This is a genomic window from Streptomyces sp. NPDC028910, from assembly GCF_055564955.1.
On the sequence record NZ_JBVHVF010000004.1, the window covers coordinates 125,975 to 142,676 of the forward strand.

16 protein-coding genes are annotated in these 16,702 nt (G+C 73.9%); 5 read left to right on the forward strand and 11 right to left on the reverse strand.

Annotated features, from left to right (window positions below; all coding sequences use genetic code 11):
• Positions 1-185: 185 nt before the first annotated feature.
• Complete coding sequence (locus ACZ4TV_RS07550; RefSeq protein ID WP_468132252.1) at positions 186-2,159, reverse strand: HelD family protein; 1,974 nt, start codon at positions 2,157-2,159, stop codon at positions 186-188.
• 462 nt (positions 2,160-2,621) lie between these two features.
• Here ACZ4TV_RS07550 and ACZ4TV_RS07555 point away from each other — a divergent pair, with 462 nt between their 5' ends.
• The gene (locus ACZ4TV_RS07555) at positions 2,622-2,807 is read left to right on the forward strand and encodes a hypothetical protein (RefSeq protein WP_468131728.1); all 186 of its coding nucleotides are present in this window, start codon (positions 2,622-2,624) and stop codon (positions 2,805-2,807) included.
• Between the two features lie 65 nt (positions 2,808-2,872).
• Positions 2,873-3,703, forward strand: a complete 831-nt coding sequence (locus ACZ4TV_RS07560) for a glycosyltransferase family 87 protein (RefSeq protein ID WP_468131730.1) — start codon at positions 2,873-2,875, stop codon at positions 3,701-3,703.
• On the opposite strand, the gene ACZ4TV_RS07565 is transcribed toward ACZ4TV_RS07560, so the two are convergent.
• The 3 genes from ACZ4TV_RS07565 to ACZ4TV_RS07575 all read right to left on the reverse strand — a co-directional run bounded on the left by ACZ4TV_RS07565 (position 3,605) and on the right by ACZ4TV_RS07575 (position 8,373).
• Entirely contained in the window at positions 3,605-3,886 is a 282-nt protein-coding gene (locus ACZ4TV_RS07565) for a hypothetical protein (RefSeq protein ID WP_468131732.1), read from the reverse strand. The two genes, ACZ4TV_RS07560 and ACZ4TV_RS07565, sit on opposite strands and share 99 nt — an antisense overlap.
• A gap of 32 nt (positions 3,887-3,918) precedes the next feature.
• Positions 3,919-5,562 (reverse strand): DNA repair helicase XPB, encoded by a 1,644-nt coding sequence (locus tag ACZ4TV_RS07570; RefSeq protein WP_468131734.1) that lies wholly within the window; start codon positions 5,560-5,562, stop codon positions 3,919-3,921.
• A 309-nt stretch (positions 5,563-5,871) separates the two neighbouring features.
• A complete protein-coding gene (locus ACZ4TV_RS07575) occupies positions 5,872-8,373 on the reverse strand; it encodes a helicase-associated domain-containing protein (RefSeq protein WP_468131736.1) in 2,502 nt (833 codons plus the stop codon).
• A gap of 86 nt (positions 8,374-8,459) precedes the next feature.
• Between ACZ4TV_RS07575 and ACZ4TV_RS07580 the strand changes: the two genes are divergently transcribed.
• Complete coding sequence (locus ACZ4TV_RS07580) at positions 8,460-9,506, forward strand: hypothetical protein (RefSeq protein ID WP_468131738.1); 1,047 nt, start codon at positions 8,460-8,462, stop codon at positions 9,504-9,506.
• A 136-nt stretch (positions 9,507-9,642) separates the two neighbouring features.
• Here the strand turns inward: ACZ4TV_RS07580 and ACZ4TV_RS07585 are convergent, their stop codons facing one another.
• The gene (locus ACZ4TV_RS07585; protein WP_468131740.1) at positions 9,643-10,506 is read right to left on the reverse strand and encodes a hypothetical protein; all 864 of its coding nucleotides are present in this window, start codon (positions 10,504-10,506) and stop codon (positions 9,643-9,645) included.
• A 10-nt stretch (positions 10,507-10,516) separates the two neighbouring features.
• Positions 10,517-11,017, reverse strand: coding sequence for a SigE family RNA polymerase sigma factor (locus ACZ4TV_RS07590; RefSeq protein ID WP_468131742.1), 501 nt, complete (start codon positions 11,015-11,017; stop codon positions 10,517-10,519).
• Positions 11,018-11,207: 190 nt separating this feature from the next.
• Here ACZ4TV_RS07590 and ACZ4TV_RS07595 point away from each other — a divergent pair, with 190 nt between their 5' ends.
• A complete protein-coding gene (locus tag ACZ4TV_RS07595) occupies positions 11,208-11,828 on the forward strand; it encodes an HAD family hydrolase (protein WP_468131744.1) in 621 nt (206 codons plus the stop codon).
• A gap of 31 nt (positions 11,829-11,859) precedes the next feature.
• Here the strand turns inward: ACZ4TV_RS07595 and ACZ4TV_RS07600 are convergent, their stop codons facing one another.
• Positions 11,860-12,111: a hypothetical protein gene (locus ACZ4TV_RS07600; RefSeq protein WP_468131746.1), complete on the reverse strand. Its 252-nt coding sequence runs from the start codon at positions 12,109-12,111 to the stop codon at positions 11,860-11,862.
• Between the two features lie 179 nt (positions 12,112-12,290).
• Between ACZ4TV_RS07600 and ACZ4TV_RS07605 the strand changes: the two genes are divergently transcribed.
• Positions 12,291-12,674, forward strand: coding sequence for a cold-shock protein (locus ACZ4TV_RS07605; protein WP_322975534.1), 384 nt, complete (start codon positions 12,291-12,293; stop codon positions 12,672-12,674).
• A gap of 120 nt (positions 12,675-12,794) precedes the next feature.
• Here the strand turns inward: ACZ4TV_RS07605 and ACZ4TV_RS07610 are convergent, their stop codons facing one another.
• From ACZ4TV_RS07610 to ACZ4TV_RS07625, 4 genes are all read right to left on the reverse strand, one after another.
• Positions 12,795-13,646: a 1,4-dihydroxy-6-naphthoate synthase gene (locus tag ACZ4TV_RS07610; RefSeq protein WP_468131749.1), complete on the reverse strand. Its 852-nt coding sequence runs from the start codon at positions 13,644-13,646 to the stop codon at positions 12,795-12,797.
• Positions 13,633-14,379 carry a futalosine hydrolase gene (locus ACZ4TV_RS07615; RefSeq protein WP_468131751.1) on the reverse strand — a complete coding sequence of 249 codons (747 nt, stop codon included), beginning with the start codon at positions 14,377-14,379 and terminating at the stop codon, positions 13,633-13,635. The genes ACZ4TV_RS07610 and ACZ4TV_RS07615 overlap by 14 nt, the downstream gene beginning before the upstream one ends.
• 13 nt (positions 14,380-14,392) lie before the next feature.
• The gene (locus ACZ4TV_RS07620; protein ID WP_468131753.1) at positions 14,393-14,881 is read right to left on the reverse strand and encodes a DUF2771 domain-containing protein; all 489 of its coding nucleotides are present in this window, start codon (positions 14,879-14,881) and stop codon (positions 14,393-14,395) included.
• Between the two features lie 164 nt (positions 14,882-15,045).
• Positions 15,046-16,416: an MFS transporter gene (locus ACZ4TV_RS07625; protein ID WP_468131755.1), complete on the reverse strand. Its 1,371-nt coding sequence runs from the start codon at positions 16,414-16,416 to the stop codon at positions 15,046-15,048.
• Positions 16,417-16,702 lie beyond the last annotated feature (286 nt).

The window sequence follows — 16,702 nt, forward strand, 5'->3', positions numbered from 1 at the left end:
CCGGCGACGGCGCGGCCGCGCCGCCGCGCCGCCGCTGCCGGGGCCACGCCGCCGTGCGGCCGCGCCGCCGCTGCCGGGGGCCAGCCCCCGGACCCCCGCGCCTCAAACGCCGGCGGGGCTGAAAGAGCGCCTCAAACGCCGGCGGGGCTGAAAGAGCGCCGGAGCCCCGGCAGACGGCCCGCGGGTCAGGACAGGGCGGCGGGCAGCGCGGCCCCGTGCAGCACGCAGAGGCCCGAGACGGCCCGGGTCAGGCAGACGTACAGGCGGCGCAGGCCCGTACGTTCGTCCGGCTCGCCGTCCACGATCGCCGCGGGCTCGTCCAGGACCACGTAGTCGTACTCCAGACCCTTCGCCAGCGACGCCGGCACCAGCGTCAGCCGGGCCTCCGCCGTGGTCTCCTCGCCCGGCGCCAGGTACGCCAGTCCCGCCGCCCGCAGGGCCTGCGCCAGCACCGGGACACGGGCGTCCGCCGCGATCAGGCCGATCGACCCCTCGTGCGTGAGGAACCCGCGGCACGCCGACAGCACCTCCGCCGTCAGGTCCGAGGTCTCCTCGATCCGCAGCGACCCCGGGGTCTCGCGGACCGAGGAGACCGGAGCCAGACCCGGGGAGATCGACGGCAGCAACCGGGAGGCGTACGCGATGACCTCGCGCGGCACGCGGAAGCCCGCCGTCAGCTCCTCGACCACCGCCCGCGGCTTGCCCAGGTGCGCCAGCGCCTCGTCCCAGCTGCGCGTGGCCCACGGCGTGGTGCCCTGCGCGAGGTCGCCCAGTACCGTCGCCGAGCCCGTCGTGCAGCGCCGCCCCACCGCCCGGTACTGCATCGGCGACAGGTCCTGGGCCTCGTCGAGCACGACATGGCCCAGCGAATGCGTCCGCTCCACCAGATCGGCCGCCTCGTCGATCAGGACCAGGTCCGCCGCCGACCACTTCGCCGACTTCACGCTCCGGAACGGCTTCGGCCACAGCAGCAGCTTCTGCTCGTCCGCCGTCAGGACGTCCGCCGCGTGCAGCGCGAGGAAGTCCGGGTCGGACAGCAGCCGCAGCACCAGCTTGGCCGGTTCGACCGGCGGCCAGATCTCCTTCACCGCCGCCTTCACCGCGGCGTTGCGGGCCACCGCGTCCTGCACGCGGTCGTCCGGCGCCTCACCCGCCTGCTCCATCCGTACGAGCACCGCGTGCGCGATCCGCTGCGGCAGCGCGTCGCGGGCCGCGCCGTAGCGGATGTCGCGGTTCTGCAGCTCCTCGACCATCTCGGCCAGCTCGTACGCCGGCACCCGCCAGCGGCGCGAACCGCGGACCACCATCAGCGCCTCGGTGGGCGCCGTGACGTGCGAGGCGAGCGCGCGGCGCAGCACCTGCGCCATCCGGGCGTCGCCCTTGACCACGGCGGTTTCGGCCGCGTCCGTGCCGCGTACCTCCAGACCGTCGCGCGCCACCAGGTCGTCGACCGTGGCCTGCTTGACCTCCAGCTCGCCCAGGGCGGGCAGGACCTGCTCGATGTAGTGCAGGAAGGAACGGTTCGGCCCGATGACGAGCGTGCCCGTGCGGGCGAGGCGCTCGCGGTGCGCGTACAGCAGGTACGCGACCCGGTGCAGGCCGACCGCCGTCTTACCCGTGCCGGGGCCGCCCTGCACGCAGACGGAACCGGTGAGGCCGGAGCGCACGATCTCGTCCTGCTCGGGCTGGATCGTCGCGACGATGTCCCGCATCGGGCCGACGCGCGGCCGCTCGATCTCCTGCTGGAGCAGCTTGCTGACCGCGGCCCCCTCGGCGGGGTCGGAGAGGTGCTCGTCCTCGTACGCCGTCAGCTCGCCGCCGGTGTAGCCGAAGCGGCGGCGCAGCGCGATGTCCTGCGGGTCGGCCTTTGAGGCCCGGTAGAAGGGCTGCGAGACGGGCGCGCGCCAGTCGATGACCATCGGGTCGCCGTCGGCGTCGTGGACGTGGCGGCGGCCGATGTAGAACTGCTCGCCCTCCGCGCCCTCGGCGAGCTCCGCGCCGGGGGCGTGCAGATAGTCCAGGCGGCCGAAGAAGAGGGGGGTGTGGGTGAGGTCGGCGAGGGCCTTGATGCGGTCGTCGATCTGGGCCTGGAGGACGATCGCGTTGACCCAGTTCGCGGTGACGTCGCGGATGTCGAGGGCCTCGACGTCCTCGCGCATGGCGCGCAGGGCGGAGCGCGAGGCGGCGAGGTGGGCCCGCTCGCGGCCCAGCGGATCGGTAGTCGCGGTCGCGGTGTCGGGGGCGTCGTCGTGTGCGGTCTCGATCGCGGGCGCGGTGTCGGGGGCGTGCGCGGGCACGGAACTGCCTCCAGCTGCTGATCTGAGTGATCGGTACGGAACAGATGCCCGCCGGTTTCCGGCCGGCGGGCGGCTCTCCCCGATGAGGCGGCGGGAGGCGGCAAGAGCGGAGATTCTAGCCACCGGGGCGCGGCGGCGCGAACGAATTCCGCGGCCTTGAAGTCCCTCCCGACCGGGACCTCCGTACGGGTGTCATACCTGGGAGTGTCAGACCTGAGGGAGGGCCACTAGGGGGTCGCATGGGCCGGGAGGAGGAGGCGGGAGGCCTTGCGGTTCCGCCCGCAGGGCGATGCGGCGCGCACGCGGAAAACGCACCATGGATACATGAGCACCGCAACCTTCACCCCGATCCAGGGCGGCCGCCCGAGCGGCGCCACCGCCACTTCCGACTCCCCTCCCCGCCACCACCTCGGCAGCATGCTGCGCGCCGCCAAGGTCTTCGCGACGGCCGCCGTGAGCGTCGTCGTGCTGGGCGAATACGCCGAGGACGCGGGCGTCATACGCCGCTGACCGCCGGGCCGGACGGGACCGTACGGGCCGCGCGGTGAGTTGACTGATCCACTAGGGTCACGCGCGTGACCCGGAGTCCTGCCCTCAGCCGCTCGCCGTCGTCTCTCGCCGGTGTGCTGGTGACGGGCTCGCTGCTCGTGCTGGGCGTGCTCTGCATCGCCCTGCGCGTCCCGATGGCCGACGCTCTCGTCGACGGCTTCTCCGCCGCCGAGTGGGGCCCGCCCGCCGCGTATCCGCCGTTCGCGGCGATCCTGTTCACGCCGGCCGCCTGGCTGCCGACCGGCGCACTGAAGGCCGTGCTCGTCCTCGGCAACGCCGGCCTGCTCGCCCTGCTGATCACACTGTCCTGCCGCCTCGCGGGGCTGCCGGCCAGGCCCGGGCCCGTCCTGGCCGCCACCACCGCCGGGCTGTGGCTGGAGCCGCTGTTCCAGGCGCCGCTCCCGGGCCAGATCAACCTGGCCCTCGCCTGCCTGGTCCTGTGGGACCTGGGCCGGCCCGGCGCCGCGCTCGGCAAGGGCTTCGCGCTGGGCATCGCCGCCGGGATCACCCTCACCCCGGCGGCCTGCGTCCCGTACCTGCTGCTGACCGGCCGCGTCCGGGCGGGGCTGACGGCGCTGGCCGCCTTCACCGCCACCGCCCTGCTCGGGCTGCTCGTGCTCCCGGAGGCCTCCGCCGAGTTCTGGACCCGGCACCTGCCCACCGCCGCCCGGGCCCTCGTACTGGACTGGCCGGCCCTGTGGGTCTGGTGCGTCCCGCTGCTGGCGGTCCTGATCGCCCGGCGGACGCCCTCGCCGAGGTCACCCCTCGGGCAGCAGGATGTCCGCGTCGTCGAAGACTCGCAGGGCCACGAGCAGCAGGCGCCCGCGCGACACCATGTACTCCGCCACGATCTGTGAGGTGAGCCGGATCTCGCGGTCCTGCTCACCTGCTCCTATCGGCCGCGACAGCTCCGTGTACGGATCGCGGGCCAGGATTTCGAGCGCCTTGTCGAAGGAGGCGCGGCGTACGGGTTCCAGACGGTCACGATCGCGGCCCGCCGACTCCGTGAACAGAACCTCGTAGATCTCCTGGTGGGTCATACGGCCACCGTAGGGCTCGGCCACGGTGTCCGTCAGTCCGCGGCCAGCAGCTCGTCGGCGTCCATGATCCGGTAGGCGTAGCCCTGTTCGGCGAGGAAGCGCTGGCGGTGCGCCGCGAAGTCCTGGTCGATCGTGTCGCGCGCGACGACCGAGTAGAACCGCGCCTCGTGACCGTCCGCCTTCGGCCGCAGCACGCGGCCCAGGCGCTGGGCCTCCTCCTGGCGGGAGCCGAAGGTGCCCGACACCTGGATGGCGACCGTGGCCTCCGGCAGGTCGATGGAGAAGTTCGCGACCTTCGACACGACCAGCACGCTGATCTCGCCCTGGCGGAAGGCGTCGAAGAGCTTCTCGCGCTGCGCGTTGGAGGTCTCGCCCTTGATGACGGGGGCGTCCAGGTGCTCGCCCAGCTCGTCGAGCTGGTCGATGTACTGCCCGATGACCAGGGTCTGCTCGCCCCTGTGCTTGGCGACCAGCGCCTCGGTGACCTTCCGCTTGGTCGCCGTCGTCGCGCAGAAGCGGTACTTCTCCTCCGTCTCGGCGGTCGCGTACGCGAGCCGCTCCGACTCCGTCAGATTGACCCGGACCTCGACGCAGTCGGCGGGCGCGATGTAGCCCTGCGCCTCGATCTCCTTCCACGGCGCGTCGAACCGCTTCGGCCCGATGAGCGAGAAGACGTCCGACTCGCGGCCGTCCTCCCGTACGAGCGTGGCCGTCAGGCCGAGACGCCGGCGGGCCTGGAGGTCGGCGGTGAACTTGAAGACCGGCGCGGGCAGCAGGTGCACCTCGTCGTAGACGATCAGCCCCCAGTCCCGGGAGTCGAAGAGCTCCAGGTGCGGGTAGACACCCTTCCGCTTCGTCGTCAGGACCTGGTACGTGGCGATCGTGACGGGCCGGATCTCCTTGCGCGTGCCGGAGTACTCGCCGATCTCCTCCTCCGTCAGCGAGGTCCGCTTGACCAGCTCGTGCTTCCACTGGCGGGCCGAGACGGTGTTCGTGACCAGGATCAGCGTGGTCGCCTTCGCCATCGCCATCGCCCCGGCTCCGACCAGCGTCTTGCCGGCGCCGCAGGGCAGCACGACCACGCCGGAACCGCCGTGCCAGAAGCCCTCGACGGCCTGCTGCTGGTACGGCCGCAGCGCCCAGCCGTTCTCGGCCAGGTCGATCTGGTGCGCCTCGCCGTCCACGTAACCGGCGAGGTCCTCGGCCGGCCAGCCCAGCTTGAGCAGCGTCTGCTTGATCTGCCCGCGCTCGGAGGGGTGCACGGCCACGGTGTCGGGGTCGAGCCGCGCACCCACGAGCGGGGTGATCCGCTTCGAGCGCAGGATCTCCTCCAGCACCGGCCGGTCGGTGCTGGTCAGGACCAGCCCGTGCACGGGGTGCTTCGAGAGGGTGAGGCGGCCGTAGCGCGCCATGGTCTCGGCGACGTCGACGAGCAGCGCGTGCGGGACGGGGTAGCGGGAGTACTCGACGAGCGCGTCGACGACCTGCTCGGCGTCATGCCCGGCGGCCCGGGCGTTCCACAGCCCGAGCGGGGTGATCCGGTAGGTGTGGATGTGCTCGGGAGCCCGCTCCAGCTCGGCGAAGGGAGCGATGGCACGCCGGGCGGCTCCGGCGAGCTCGTGGTCGACCTCGAGAAGGAGGGTTTTGTCGCTCTGGACGATTAGTGGACCATTCACGCGCGGCGCCCCGTTTCACTCTGGTCAAACCTCCAGTGTGCCGTACGGCGCCGGGGCTGGGAACACGGCGCCCGGGGGCGTGGCCGTTCGCCGTTAGGGTTAGCGGCCCATGCCGTGCAGGAGCAGGGCGCGCGCGGCCGCGTCGTCCCCGGCCCTTCCAGCCTCGCTGGCGTTTGAGGCGCGGGGGTCCGGGGGCAGCGCCCCCGGCAACGGCGCGGCGCCAAAGATCGGGGCTCCGCCCCGGACCCCGCGCCTCACACGCCGGCGGGGCTGGATTCGGCCCGACGCGCCCCCGCCGGGCTGCGGGCGTTACAGGTGGTCCTCTGCCAGTTCTGCCACGCCCGTGATGCGGTGGAGGGCGTACGTGCGGACCTCGTCCGCCGTGTGGTCGTAGCCGGTGACGAAGCCGCCCTCCACGCGGACCGGTGCGATGACCCGCTGGCTGGCCGCGCCGTCCGCGTTCACGTAGCCGATCCATACCGCCGACCCGGTCAGCGCCGCCGCCTGCACCGTCGCCAGGGTCTCCGCCGCGCTCGTGCGCGGGAGTTCACCCGGCGCCCCGGCCCCGGCCCCGGTCGACGTCGACGGCGCCGGCTCCTTGCGCACCGCCGTCGCCGCCAGGTCGCCCGCGCGGATCGCGCGTACGGCCGCCCCCAGCAGCGTCGCGTCCGGCACCGGCGGACCCTCCGGCACCGGTACGGGCGCCGAGCGCGCCGGCGCGCGGTGGGCGTCGGCCCGCGCCACCAGGACGTCGCCGGTGCGGGACTCGGCGGCCGGCGCGTACCCCATCGCCCGCAACCCCTCCAGCAGCGCGGTCGGTTCGGCCTGCGCCGCCAGCACCGTCGGTGCGAGGCGGCGCAGCCCCAGCCCGGTCGAGCGCTTGTCGGCCAGGATCTCGCCGAGCATCGCGTCGTCGTCGCAGCGGACGTAGGACGAGGCCGCGCCGACCCGCAGGTGTCCGTGCCGCCGGGCGACGTCGTCGATCAGGTACGCGAGCGGCTGCGGGACCGGCGTACGGCTGTGCTCCTTGAGGAAGGCGTGCAGATCGGCGGCGGTGTGTCCGGCGTCCAGGGCCCGGCGCACCGAGCCGGGCGTGAAGCGGTACACCGTCGCCCCACCCTTCGACTCCACGTCCGCGAGCACCGCCAGGGTGTCGCCGAGCGGGCGGCGCAGCGGGCCGGGGGCCACCGCCGTCAGGTCGGCCTGGAGCAGCACGTGGTCCACCGGCTCCGGCAGCAGCGGGGCCAGCAGCGGCGCCGGGTCGCGGTGTTCCAGCAGGGCCCGGCCGGGCCCGGACAGGGCGCCCCGGCCGGTCACTCCGAGCACCTCGGCCTCGGTCAGCGCCCAGCGTGCGAGGCGGGCGCGCAGGTCGCTCGTACCGCGTACGGGACGCTCCCACGCGAGCCGGTCCAGCAGGGCCTGCGTGTCGGCGGACCCGCCCTCGGGCAGGGCGGCCAGGAGTTCCAGCACGCGCCGGCGCACTTCGGGGGCGGCGGAGCGGTCGAGTTCGGGGCCGAGCGCCGAGAGCGTGCGCCCCTTGGCGTCCTGTTCGCCGACCAGACCGGCGGTGCGGGTGGCCGGCAGCCAGGCGCGCGCGAGCACCGACCACCGCTCGGCGGGAGGCAGTTCGCACCAGTCGTCGAAGGCGGGGGTGGGCGCGTACCGCTCGTCCGCTTCCCCGTCGCTGGCCAGCAGCCCGGCCGCGTAGGCCAGTTCGATCCAGAAGGCCGCCGACTGCTCGGTGGCGTCCAGGGTGGCCGCGGCCCGCTTCAGGTCCCGTACGGAGAGCCCGCCCGCCCGCAGCACCGGCGGACCGGCGTGCTCCCAGGACTTCACCAGCTCCTCGACGGTGGACAGCGCGGCCAGCGCCTGCCCGGCGGCGTTCGCGTCCACAAGCTGTGGACGGTGCTCGCGGTGCGCGGGCACCGCCGGAGGCACCGGCGCGGTGTCCCGGTGCGCGAGGCCGCCCCGCAGGTGCAGCGCCACCTCGCGGGGCAGTACGACGGTCCGCGCCGTCGCGGGCAGCAGCAGCCCCCGGTCGCGCAGCCAGCGCACCGGCGGGGTCGGATTCGGGGTCACCTCGCCGTACGGCGGCCCCCACACGAGCCGCCCCAGCACCTGGTGCGCCTCCGCCGGGGCCTCGTCCAGCAGCGCCGACATCCGCTCCGGGTCGGTGAACAGCCCGGTCAGCGACGCCACAGCGGAGACCGGGTCATGGGTGGCGGGCAGCCCGACCGCCGCCACGATCTCCTGCACCCGCGTCGGCGACATCCCGGCCGTGGCCTCGGCGACGGTGGGCCCGAGGCCGGTCGGGGAAGGCCGCTGGGCGGAGGGCGCGAGCAGTTCGCGGGCGGTGCGCACCAGGCGCAGCCGGTCCTCGTCGCCCCACACCAGGGCCTGGTCGCGCAGGGTGCCCAGGGCCCGGGGGAGCGCGGCGCGGGCGCCGTTGTCCTCCCCGGTGGTGCCGTCCTCGCCGGTCAGCAGCGACTCCAGCACCGGGTACGGGCACGGGTCCGGGGCCACGGCGAGGGCCTCGGCGGTCTGCAGCGTGAAGCGGTCCAGGCGCTCCAGCGCCCGCACCACGGAGGCTCGGGTCCCGGCGCGGGTGGCCAGCTGGGTCACATCGCCGGGCACCGGGCTGAGCAGGTCCGGGCGCGCGCGCAGCAGGGTGGAGAGCGCCTCGTCGTCCCGCGCGCGCAGCGCCTCGGCGAGGGAGCGCGGGGCGCCGCTCGCGCCGGTTCCTCCCGCAGTTCTTGCCTCGGGCACAGTCGCCTCCTGGTCGCGTCGGCCGGTCAGTCGGCCGGTCCCCATCCGGCCAACGGTATCCGCTGCGCCCGGGGCGGCTCCATGGGCGCACGCGCTACCTTCGGGAGAGGCGGTACGGGAGGAGCCTGGGCGTGGGGATCGAAAGCGACCATCTGGTCTACGAATATCTGAGCCGCGTCGGGGACTTGGCGCAGCGGCGGCACCTGTCCTCGGGGGACCGGATGCGGCTGGTGGCGGGGCTGCGCGATGAGATCGACCGTCGGCGCGCCAAGTACGAGCCGGAGACCCCGGCCGCCGTACGCCGCATCCTGGAGCGGATCGGCACGCCGGAGGAGGTCCTGGACACCCTCGGCACCCTCGGCACCCTCGGCCACCGCTCGGGCTCCGCCGCCCCCGTGCCGTCGGAGTCCGGGCTGTCGGTACCCGCTCAGCGGGGGCCCGGCTTCCTGCGCCGCCAGGGCGCGCCGCCGCCGCCACGGCCGGCGTCGGCGGAGCCCGAGAACGTGCCGCCGCACCTGGCCGGCCTCGACGAACTCGGCCCTTCCGGCGGGGCCGAGCCCGACTGGTGGCGGGTGAGCCCGGGCGCGTACGGCGCGGGCCCGCAGGTCGAGGGCTTCGCGGGCGGCATCGAGATCCCGGACCTGTTCAAGGAGGGGCGGGCGGACGGGCCGGAGGAGGCGGCGGAGGCGGCGGAGGGGGACGCCGGGCAGGCGGCGCCGCCGCCCGGGCCGCCGCAGACGCGCGCGCGGACCCTCGTACGGTTCCTGCGCGAGCGGCGGCGCACGAAGAAGGAGGCGGCGGCGGCAGCGGCCGCGGAGCCCGAGGCCCCGGCCCCGGCGGCCCGGCCGCGGCCGAACGCCTTCCTGCTGATGGCCGCGGCCGTCCTCGTCGTCGGGGTGGTCACCGGCTACTGGCTGCTGCTCGTCGTCGGCTGGCTGCTGCCGTACGCCTCGCGGGTGCTGCGGCCGGCCGAGCGCAAATGGGCCGTCTTCGGTCCGCCCGGCGCGGTCCTCGCGGCAGCCGCGGTGTGGCTGTGGGGGCGGATGAACGACAAGTGGGGGCAGACCCTGGCCGACGACCAGCTGAGCGGGGCGCTGCACGGAATGTGGCCATGGCTCCTACGGGCCGCGGCACTGGCCTCTGTTCTGTACCTGGTCTGGCGAGCCCGCAGACGGTAGAAGCGCGCGCCGGACCGGCGCCTGCGCGGGCGGTACGGGCCTACGCGCGCGCAGGGGCGGACCGGTACGGGACCACGCGCGTGCGGGGCCGGTGTACCGCCCCCGCACGCGCGTGAGGCGGGGCCCCACGGGTCGGTCAGCCGCCGGCGATTGTCGTCTGGCCTTGTTCCATCGGCTGGCTGTCCGCGGTCTTGACCAGGTTCAGGAATGCGGGGGCCTTGGCGATGTCCAGGAGCTGGTCGTTCGTGATGGGCGCCGAGGTGTTCGAGGCCTCGTGCGCGCCGATGTACAGCTCGACGTTGCTCTTGCCGTAGTGGAAGGAGAGCCAGGACTCGGTGATCGTGTTGCCCATCGGCATGGTGGACGCATCGGCCTCGATGCCGCCAGGCAGGGTGGTCTTCTTGCAGGTGACGCCCTTGATCTCGCGGCACGGCTTGGGGGCCTGGTGCGACGGCCGTACCGAGAAGATGACGACGAACGTCTTCCCGTCCTTGGTGGCCCGGTACTGACGCACGTTGAGGTCCGTCCGCTGCACGGTGCCGAGCGCCGGCGGCAGCAGTTCCTGGAGCACGCCGACGGCCTGGTTCTGGAAGTTCTCCTGCCGGGCCCGCTCGGCGGGCGGCAGATCCGCCATCGAGGATTCGCCGGGGGTCGGTTCGATGTGGACCGGCGGCGGCGGCCCGGCGTCCGGCGGGGCCGCCGCCACCCCGACCACCCCGGCGGGACCGCCCGTCCCCTTGGCGTCGTCGCCCGGCAGGCCGACGACCCCGGCCACGGAGAGCGCGGCCACGGCCAGCACCCCGCCGCCGATCGCCGCGCGGACGCGCGCCTTGCGGCGCAGGCCCTGGACGCGGGCCGGGCCCGACAGGTCCACCAGCGCGGGAAGGTCCGCGGTGGCGCGGTCCATCGCGTCCCGGACCAGCAGCACGGCCCTCTCGTCCGCACGGTCCGTGAAGTCCGTGAGGCCCGTGAGGCCCGTGAGGTTTTCGTTGGTACCCATGACGCTCTCCTCAGCTCTCGGTGGCGTAGATGTGGGCCTCGCCCAGCTGCGTGCGAAGCTTGGCCAAGGCGCGCGAGCACTGGCTCTTGACCGTTCCCTCACTGCAGCGCAGCAGCGAGGCGACCGTCTCGACGCTGAGGTCCTCCCAGTAGCGCAGGACGACCATCGCCCGGGCCCGCGGCGGCAGTTGGGCTAGCGCGGCGAGCAGGGTGACGCGCAGCTCGGCGTGTTCGGGCAGGGGCGCCGGATCGGCGTGCCGGTGGGCCAGGAGGTCCCGCAGCCGCCGCCGTCGCTCGGCGAGGAAGGTACGGGTCAGCACCGTCCTGGCGTACGCCTCGGGATGGTCGGCGGCGGACACCCGCCCCCAGTGCTGGAACAGCTTCGCGAGCGTGGTCTGCGTCAGATCGCGTGCGCCGTCGGCGTTCCCGCACAGCAGGTACGCCGTCCGGTACAGCTTGCGCTGACTGGCCCGGGCAAAGGCCTCGAAGTCGTGCTCGGTGCCTGGCGGCATCCGCCCTCCCCTTCACATCGTGTCTCTCACCCCTGTCCTGAGTGCGGCCGCACGGAAAAGGTTGAACACGAATTCTGGAGGATGAGGGTTTCGGGGGATGCGATGCCGTCTCGACCGCCCGAGGCGGGCGTTCCCCCGGTGTACGCCCCGTGTCACCCTGCCGTTCGGTCGCCTCGGCACAATGGCCGGTATGAATCTCACCGTCGGCTTCGACCTCGACATGACCCTCATCGACTCCCGCCCGGGCATCAAGGCCGCCTACCAGGCCCTCTCGGCCGAGACGGGGACGTTCATCGACGCCGACGCGGCGGTCACCCGGTTGGGCCCGCCCCTGGACGAGGAACTCGCGTACTGGTTCCCGGAGGCCCAGATCGCGGCCGTGGCGGACCGCTACCGGGCGATCTACCCCACGTACGCCATCGAGCCGACCCCGGCCATGCCGGGCGCCCGCGAGGCGATCGAGGCCGTGCAGGCGCTCGGCGGCCGGGCGATCGTCGTCACGGCCAAGCACGAGCCCAACGCGCGCCTGCACCTGAAGCACCTCGGCATCGAGGCGGACGCGGTCATCGGCTGGCTCTGGGCGGAGGCCAAGGCCGGTGCGCTGCGCGAGTACGGGGCGCAGGTCTACGTCGGCGACCACGTGGGCGACGTACGCGGGGCCCGTACGGCCGGCGCGCTGTCCGTGGTGGTGCCGACCGGCCCCTGCCCGGAGTCGGACCTGCGCGCGGCGGGCGCGGACGTGGTCCTGCCGGACCTCACCGCGCTGCCGCAGTGGCTCGCCCAGTACGTGGCCGCGCAGCCGGCCTCCTAGGTCCCTCCCCGGCCGCCCCCGGGGCACCCGCTCACGCCTGTGAGGCCCGGGCCGCCTTGCGCTGCGCCGCGGCCGAGCGGAGCACGCCCGCCGCGGAGATGGCGAAGCCGACGCCCATGAGCATGCACACCGCCCACGCGTACGAGGGGAAGGGGTCGATGTCGAGGAACAGCGGGGCCATCGTCGCCAGGGTGGCCACGGCCCCGGCGATGAACACGATGCCGCCGGCCTTGACCAGCCCGTCGCCGGGCCGCGCTTCGTCGCAATGAGGAGTAACAGTCACCCGACCAGGGTAGTTGCCTGGCCGAAGGCAGCCGACGGTGAAGGACCGGGGAACGTCTTGTCACCCGGCCTCCGACCATTAGCCTTGGGGTGGCGGGTCACACATGGCCCGCTGCGCTGTTATCCGGAGCCGTTCCACGGCATCTCGGACCCCATCGAGCACAAGGACAGAGGACGGACGTGCCTACCGGCAAGGTCAAGTGGTTCAACAGTGAGAAGGGCTTCGGCTTTCTCTCCCGCGACGACGGCGGAGACGTCTTCGTCCACTCGTCGGTGCTCCCTGCCGGGGTCGATTCCCTCAAGCCCGGCCAGCGCGTCGAGTTCGGTGTCGTCGCGGGTCAGCGCGGTGACCAGGCACTTTCGGTGACGGTACTGGACCCGGCGCCGTCCGTCGCGGCGGCGCAGCGGCGCAAGCCCGACGAGCTCGCCTCGATCGTGCAGGACCTCACGACGCTGCTGGAGAACATCACTCCGATGCTGGAGCGCGGCCGCTACCCCGACAAGGTGCACGGCACGAAGATCGCCGGGCTGCTGCGCGCGGTGGCGGACCAGCTCGACGTCTGATCCGATCCGTACGCACGACTCCGTACGCACGACTCCGTACGCACGACTCCGTACGCACGACGGTGCCCCGCCACTCCCTCGACGAGTGGCGGGGCACCGTCGTACGACGACAGGGCCTAGCTAGGGGAAGGCCAGCGCGTCGGGCGCGATGGCCGGTACCAGTCCCTCGGCCGCCGCCCGGGTCAGCAGCCCGCGCACCGCCGCGTAGCCGCAGTCGCCGAGGTCGGCGGTGAACTCGTTGACGTAGAGCCCGATGTGCTGGTCGGCGACGGCCGGGTCCAGCTCCTGCGCGTGGGCGCGTACGTACGGGCGGGAGGCCTCCGGGTCGTCCCAGGCCATCCGGACCGACGTACGGGCCGACTCGGCCAGCGCGCGCAGCCGCCCGGCACCCAGCGAGCGCTTGGCGATGATCGCGCCGAGCGGGATCGGCAGGCCGGTCGTGGACTCCCAGTGCTCACCCATGTCGGCCAGGCAGTGCAGCCCGTAGTCCTGATAGGTGAACCGGGCCTCGTGGATGACCAGTCCGGCGTCCACCCGGCCGTCGCGGACCGCCGGCATGATCTCGTTGAACGGCAGGACGACCACCTTGCCGACGCCCTCCGGCAGAACGTCCGCCGCCCACAGCCGGAACAGCAGGTAGGCGGTGGAGCGTTCGCTCGGCACGGCGACGGTCCTGCCGGCCAGGTCCACCCCCGGCTCCCGGGTCAGCACCAGGGGGCCGCAGCCACGCCCCAGCGCCCCGCCGCACGGCAGCAGCGCGTACTCCTCCAGCACCCACGGCAGGACCGCGTACGACACCTTCAGCACGTCCAGCTCGCCGCGCTCGGCCATGCCGTTGGTGAGGTCGATGTCGGCGAAGGTGACGTCGAGGGCGGGCGCGCCCGGGACGCGGCCGTGCGCCCAGGCGTCGAAGACGAAGGTGTCGTTCGGGCAGGGCGAGTAGGCGATCTTCAGCGGTTCACCGGTGCTCATGGCGTTCTTCACGTTCTCCCCAGTTCGCGAGTACGGGCCCCAGCGCGCGGAAGCCGTCGGCGAGCGCGGTGAGCGCGTCCCCGATCCGCCAGGCGGCACGGTCGCGCGGGCCCACGGCGTTGGACACGGCGCGGATCTCCAATACGGGCAGCCCGTGCGCGGCGGCCGCCTCCGCGACCCCGAACCCCTCCATGGACTCGGCTCCGGCCAGCGGATGCCGGGCGGCGAGCTCGGCGGCGCGGGCGGCGGTACCGGTGACGGTGGAGACGGTCAGCACGGGCGCGAGCAGTGCCCCGGTCGCCTCGGCGGCGCGGGCGGCGAGCTCGGCGGGCGGCAGGTGCACGCTGTGCCCGAAGCCGAGCGCGGTCACGCTGAGGAAGCCCTCGGGGGTCTCGGCGCCCAGGTCGGCGGCGACGATCGCGTCCGCGACCACGAGGGAGCCGAGCGGGGCGGCGGGCGCGAACCCGCCGCCGATGCCGGCGGAGACGACGAGCGCGTAGCCGGTGTGGTCGGGGGGCACGGCCAGGGCCGTGGCGGTGCCGGCGGCGGCCGCCGCCGGCCCGACGCCCGCGACGAGCACGTCGAAGGCGATGCCCGGGAGGTCCCGGCGGGTGATGGGGTACCCGCCGGGGAGGGTGCGCGGCTCAGGACCGGGGGTGTCCGGATGAGGGGTCAGAGCGGTGATGACGGAGTCTGCCTCCGCCACCACCGCGGTCACGACGAGCGCGCGCACCGGTGTCGCCCGGTTACTTGAGCTTGAGGGTGAAGGACCAGACGGCGAGCGGCTTGCCGTCCTCGCCGATCTGGAGGAACGCCAGCTTCTTCGAGGCGGGGGCCTCGCCCTGGCCGCCGGTCGCGAAGACGTCGGCGCCGGGGAAGCTGCGGTAGGTGTGGGAGGAGGGCTCGGTGATCGGCTGGCCGTCCAGGACCGCCGACCACCGCTTGCCGTCCTCGACGACGTCCGGCTCGACCCCGAGACGCAGGGTGTCGCCGCGGCCGTACTCCACGGTCTTGGGGTTCTTGAGGTTGGTGAGGCACTCCTGGACCTGGTCCATGGAGAGCTCCTTGCCCTTGTTGTGGCAGGAGGCTTCGGCGGACACCGACGACGTGCCGACCGTCACGGTCGCCAGCGGTGTCGGCTTGTCGCAGGCGGAGAGGAGGAGGAGGCCGGCGGACACGGCTCCGAGGGCCGCGACGCTGCGGCGGGCCCTACCCGAGAAAAGCGGTGCGGTCATGAGCCGAAGGCTATCGGGCCGGTGGGCTGCGCCGCCGCACGGGGTCCCGCCGCCGCGCCGCTGCCGGGGCTCCGCCCCGGACCCCGCGCCTCAAACGCCGGCGGGTCTGAAAGATCGGGGCTCCGCCCCGGACCCCGTGCCTCACACGCCGGCGGGGCTGGACATCACGCCACCCGGGGGCGGGAGGCTCCCTGGGGGTGGCGGGGGGAGGAGAGGAGGCCGCGGATGGCCATCGTCGCGCCCAGGGCGACGATCGTCGCGGCGACGGACATGCCCAGTACGCCGTTCAGCGGCAGGGCGATGCCGATCGCGCCGCCCAGCACCCAGGCCATCTGGAGCAGCGTCTCCGAACGGGCGAAGGCGGAGGTGCGTACGGCCTCCGGGACGTCCCGCTGGATCATCGCGTCCAGCGAGAGCTTCGCCAGCGCCTGGCAGAAGCCCGCCGTCGCGCCCAGCACGGCCATCAGGAACCCGCTGAAGAAGAGCGCCGCGAACACGGCGGCCGTGAGGGTCAGGCACAGCACCGCCGCGATGATGCCCTCGGGTGCCCGCGCGCGCAGCCACGCCCCCACCGCCGTCCCGCACGCGTTCCCGACGCCCGCCGAGACGGCCACGATGCCGAGCGACACCGCCGCGCTCTGCCCCGAGAGGGGATGCTCGCGCAGCAGGAACGCCAGGAAGAAGATCAGGAACCCGGACAGCCCGCGCATCGCGGCGTTCGCCAGCAGCCCGCACAGCACCGAGCGGCTGACCGTGCGCAGGCCGGGCCGCTTCGAGTGCGCCTCGTGCGTGGACAGCCGGGCCCGGCCCTCGCCCTTCGCCTCGTCCACCTTGTGCGGCAGCGTGAAGGCCGCGAAGGTGCCGCACGCGAAGATCACGCAGGACCCGTACAGCGGCCACTCGGGCCCGATCGTGTGCAGAGCGGCCCCCACTGGCGCCGCCGCGCCCGTGGCCAGCAGGCCCGCCAGCGTGACCCGGGAGTTCGCCTTGACGAGTGAGAACGTGGGCGGCAGGAGGCGCGGGACCACGGCGCTGCGTACGACTCCGTACGCCTTCGAGGCGACCAGCACGCCCAGCGCCGCCGGATACAGCTCAAGGCCCCCCGTGGCCACCGCGCCCGACATCATCAGCGCCAGCAGCGCGCGGGTGAGCATCGCGGCCGCCATCGCGGCCCGGCGGCCGTGCGGGAGCCGGTCCAGCAGCGGACCGATCACCGGGGCCAGCAGGGTGAAGGGGGCCATCGTGATCGCCAGGTACAGGGCCACTCGGCCCCGTGCCTCGTCCGTGGGCACGGAGAAGAAGACCGTCGAGGCCAGGGCCACCGTGATCATCATGTCGCCGGCGCCGTTGATGCCGTGCAGCTCGATCAGCTTGCCGAGGCCCGATTCGCCGGCCCCCTGCGCGTGCGTGGCCCGCCGGATTCCGCGCGCCGTGCCGGTGATGGGCAGGTGCAGGGCACGCCCCAGGGCCCGGCCGGCCCGCCTGGCCGGTCCCGAGCCGTCGTCGGACGACCGTACGGGTGCCACACTCGACATAGTGCCCCACCCGGTCCCGCCGGGCGCCTCCCGGCGCGTCGCGGAGCCGGTCGCTTGTCCGCGAATCGGACCTTGCATGTGTGCCCGAGGCTTGAGAGGAGGTAGCGTGCGTAGCGCGCCACCGGCGGTTGCTCCTGGCCGCGCGCCTCTTCGTGATCCCGCAGAATGGATCGCATAAAGGTGCGCCCGGAGTCCGATCGGGTGCGGACGTCGACGCGGCCCTCTGGTCCGCTCCGCCCGCGCCACGTACGGACAGCACCGACGGGTCGTTGTGGACGACAGTACG

Bases quoted from the DNA above. Each gene is read 5' to 3' on its own strand.
- ACZ4TV_RS07550 (WP_468132252.1), bottom strand. From the start codon at position 2,159: ATGCGCGAGGACGTCGAGGCCCTCGACATCCGCGACGTCACCGCGAAC.
- ACZ4TV_RS07555 (WP_468131728.1), top strand. From the start codon at position 2,622: ATGAGCACCGCAACCTTCACCCCGATCCAGGGCGGCCGCCCGAGCGGC.
- ACZ4TV_RS07565 (WP_468131732.1), bottom strand. From the start codon at position 3,886: ATGACCCACCAGGAGATCTACGAGGTTCTGTTCACGGAGTCGGCGGGC.
- ACZ4TV_RS07575 (WP_468131736.1), bottom strand. From the start codon at position 8,373: ATGGGGACCGGCCGACTGACCGGCCGACGCGACCAGGAGGCGACTGTG.
- ACZ4TV_RS07585 (WP_468131740.1), bottom strand. From the start codon at position 10,506: ATGGGTACCAACGAAAACCTCACGGGCCTCACGGGCCTCACGGACTTC.
- ACZ4TV_RS07590 (WP_468131742.1), bottom strand. From the start codon at position 11,017: ATGCCGCCAGGCACCGAGCACGACTTCGAGGCCTTTGCCCGGGCCAGT.
- ACZ4TV_RS07595 (WP_468131744.1), top strand. From the start codon at position 11,208: ATGAATCTCACCGTCGGCTTCGACCTCGACATGACCCTCATCGACTCC.
- ACZ4TV_RS07610 (WP_468131749.1), bottom strand. From the start codon at position 13,646: ATGAGCACCGGTGAACCGCTGAAGATCGCCTACTCGCCCTGCCCGAAC.
- ACZ4TV_RS07620 (WP_468131753.1), bottom strand. From the start codon at position 14,881: ATGACCGCACCGCTTTTCTCGGGTAGGGCCCGCCGCAGCGTCGCGGCC.
- ACZ4TV_RS07625 (WP_468131755.1), bottom strand. From the start codon at position 16,416: ATGTCGAGTGTGGCACCCGTACGGTCGTCCGACGACGGCTCGGGACCG.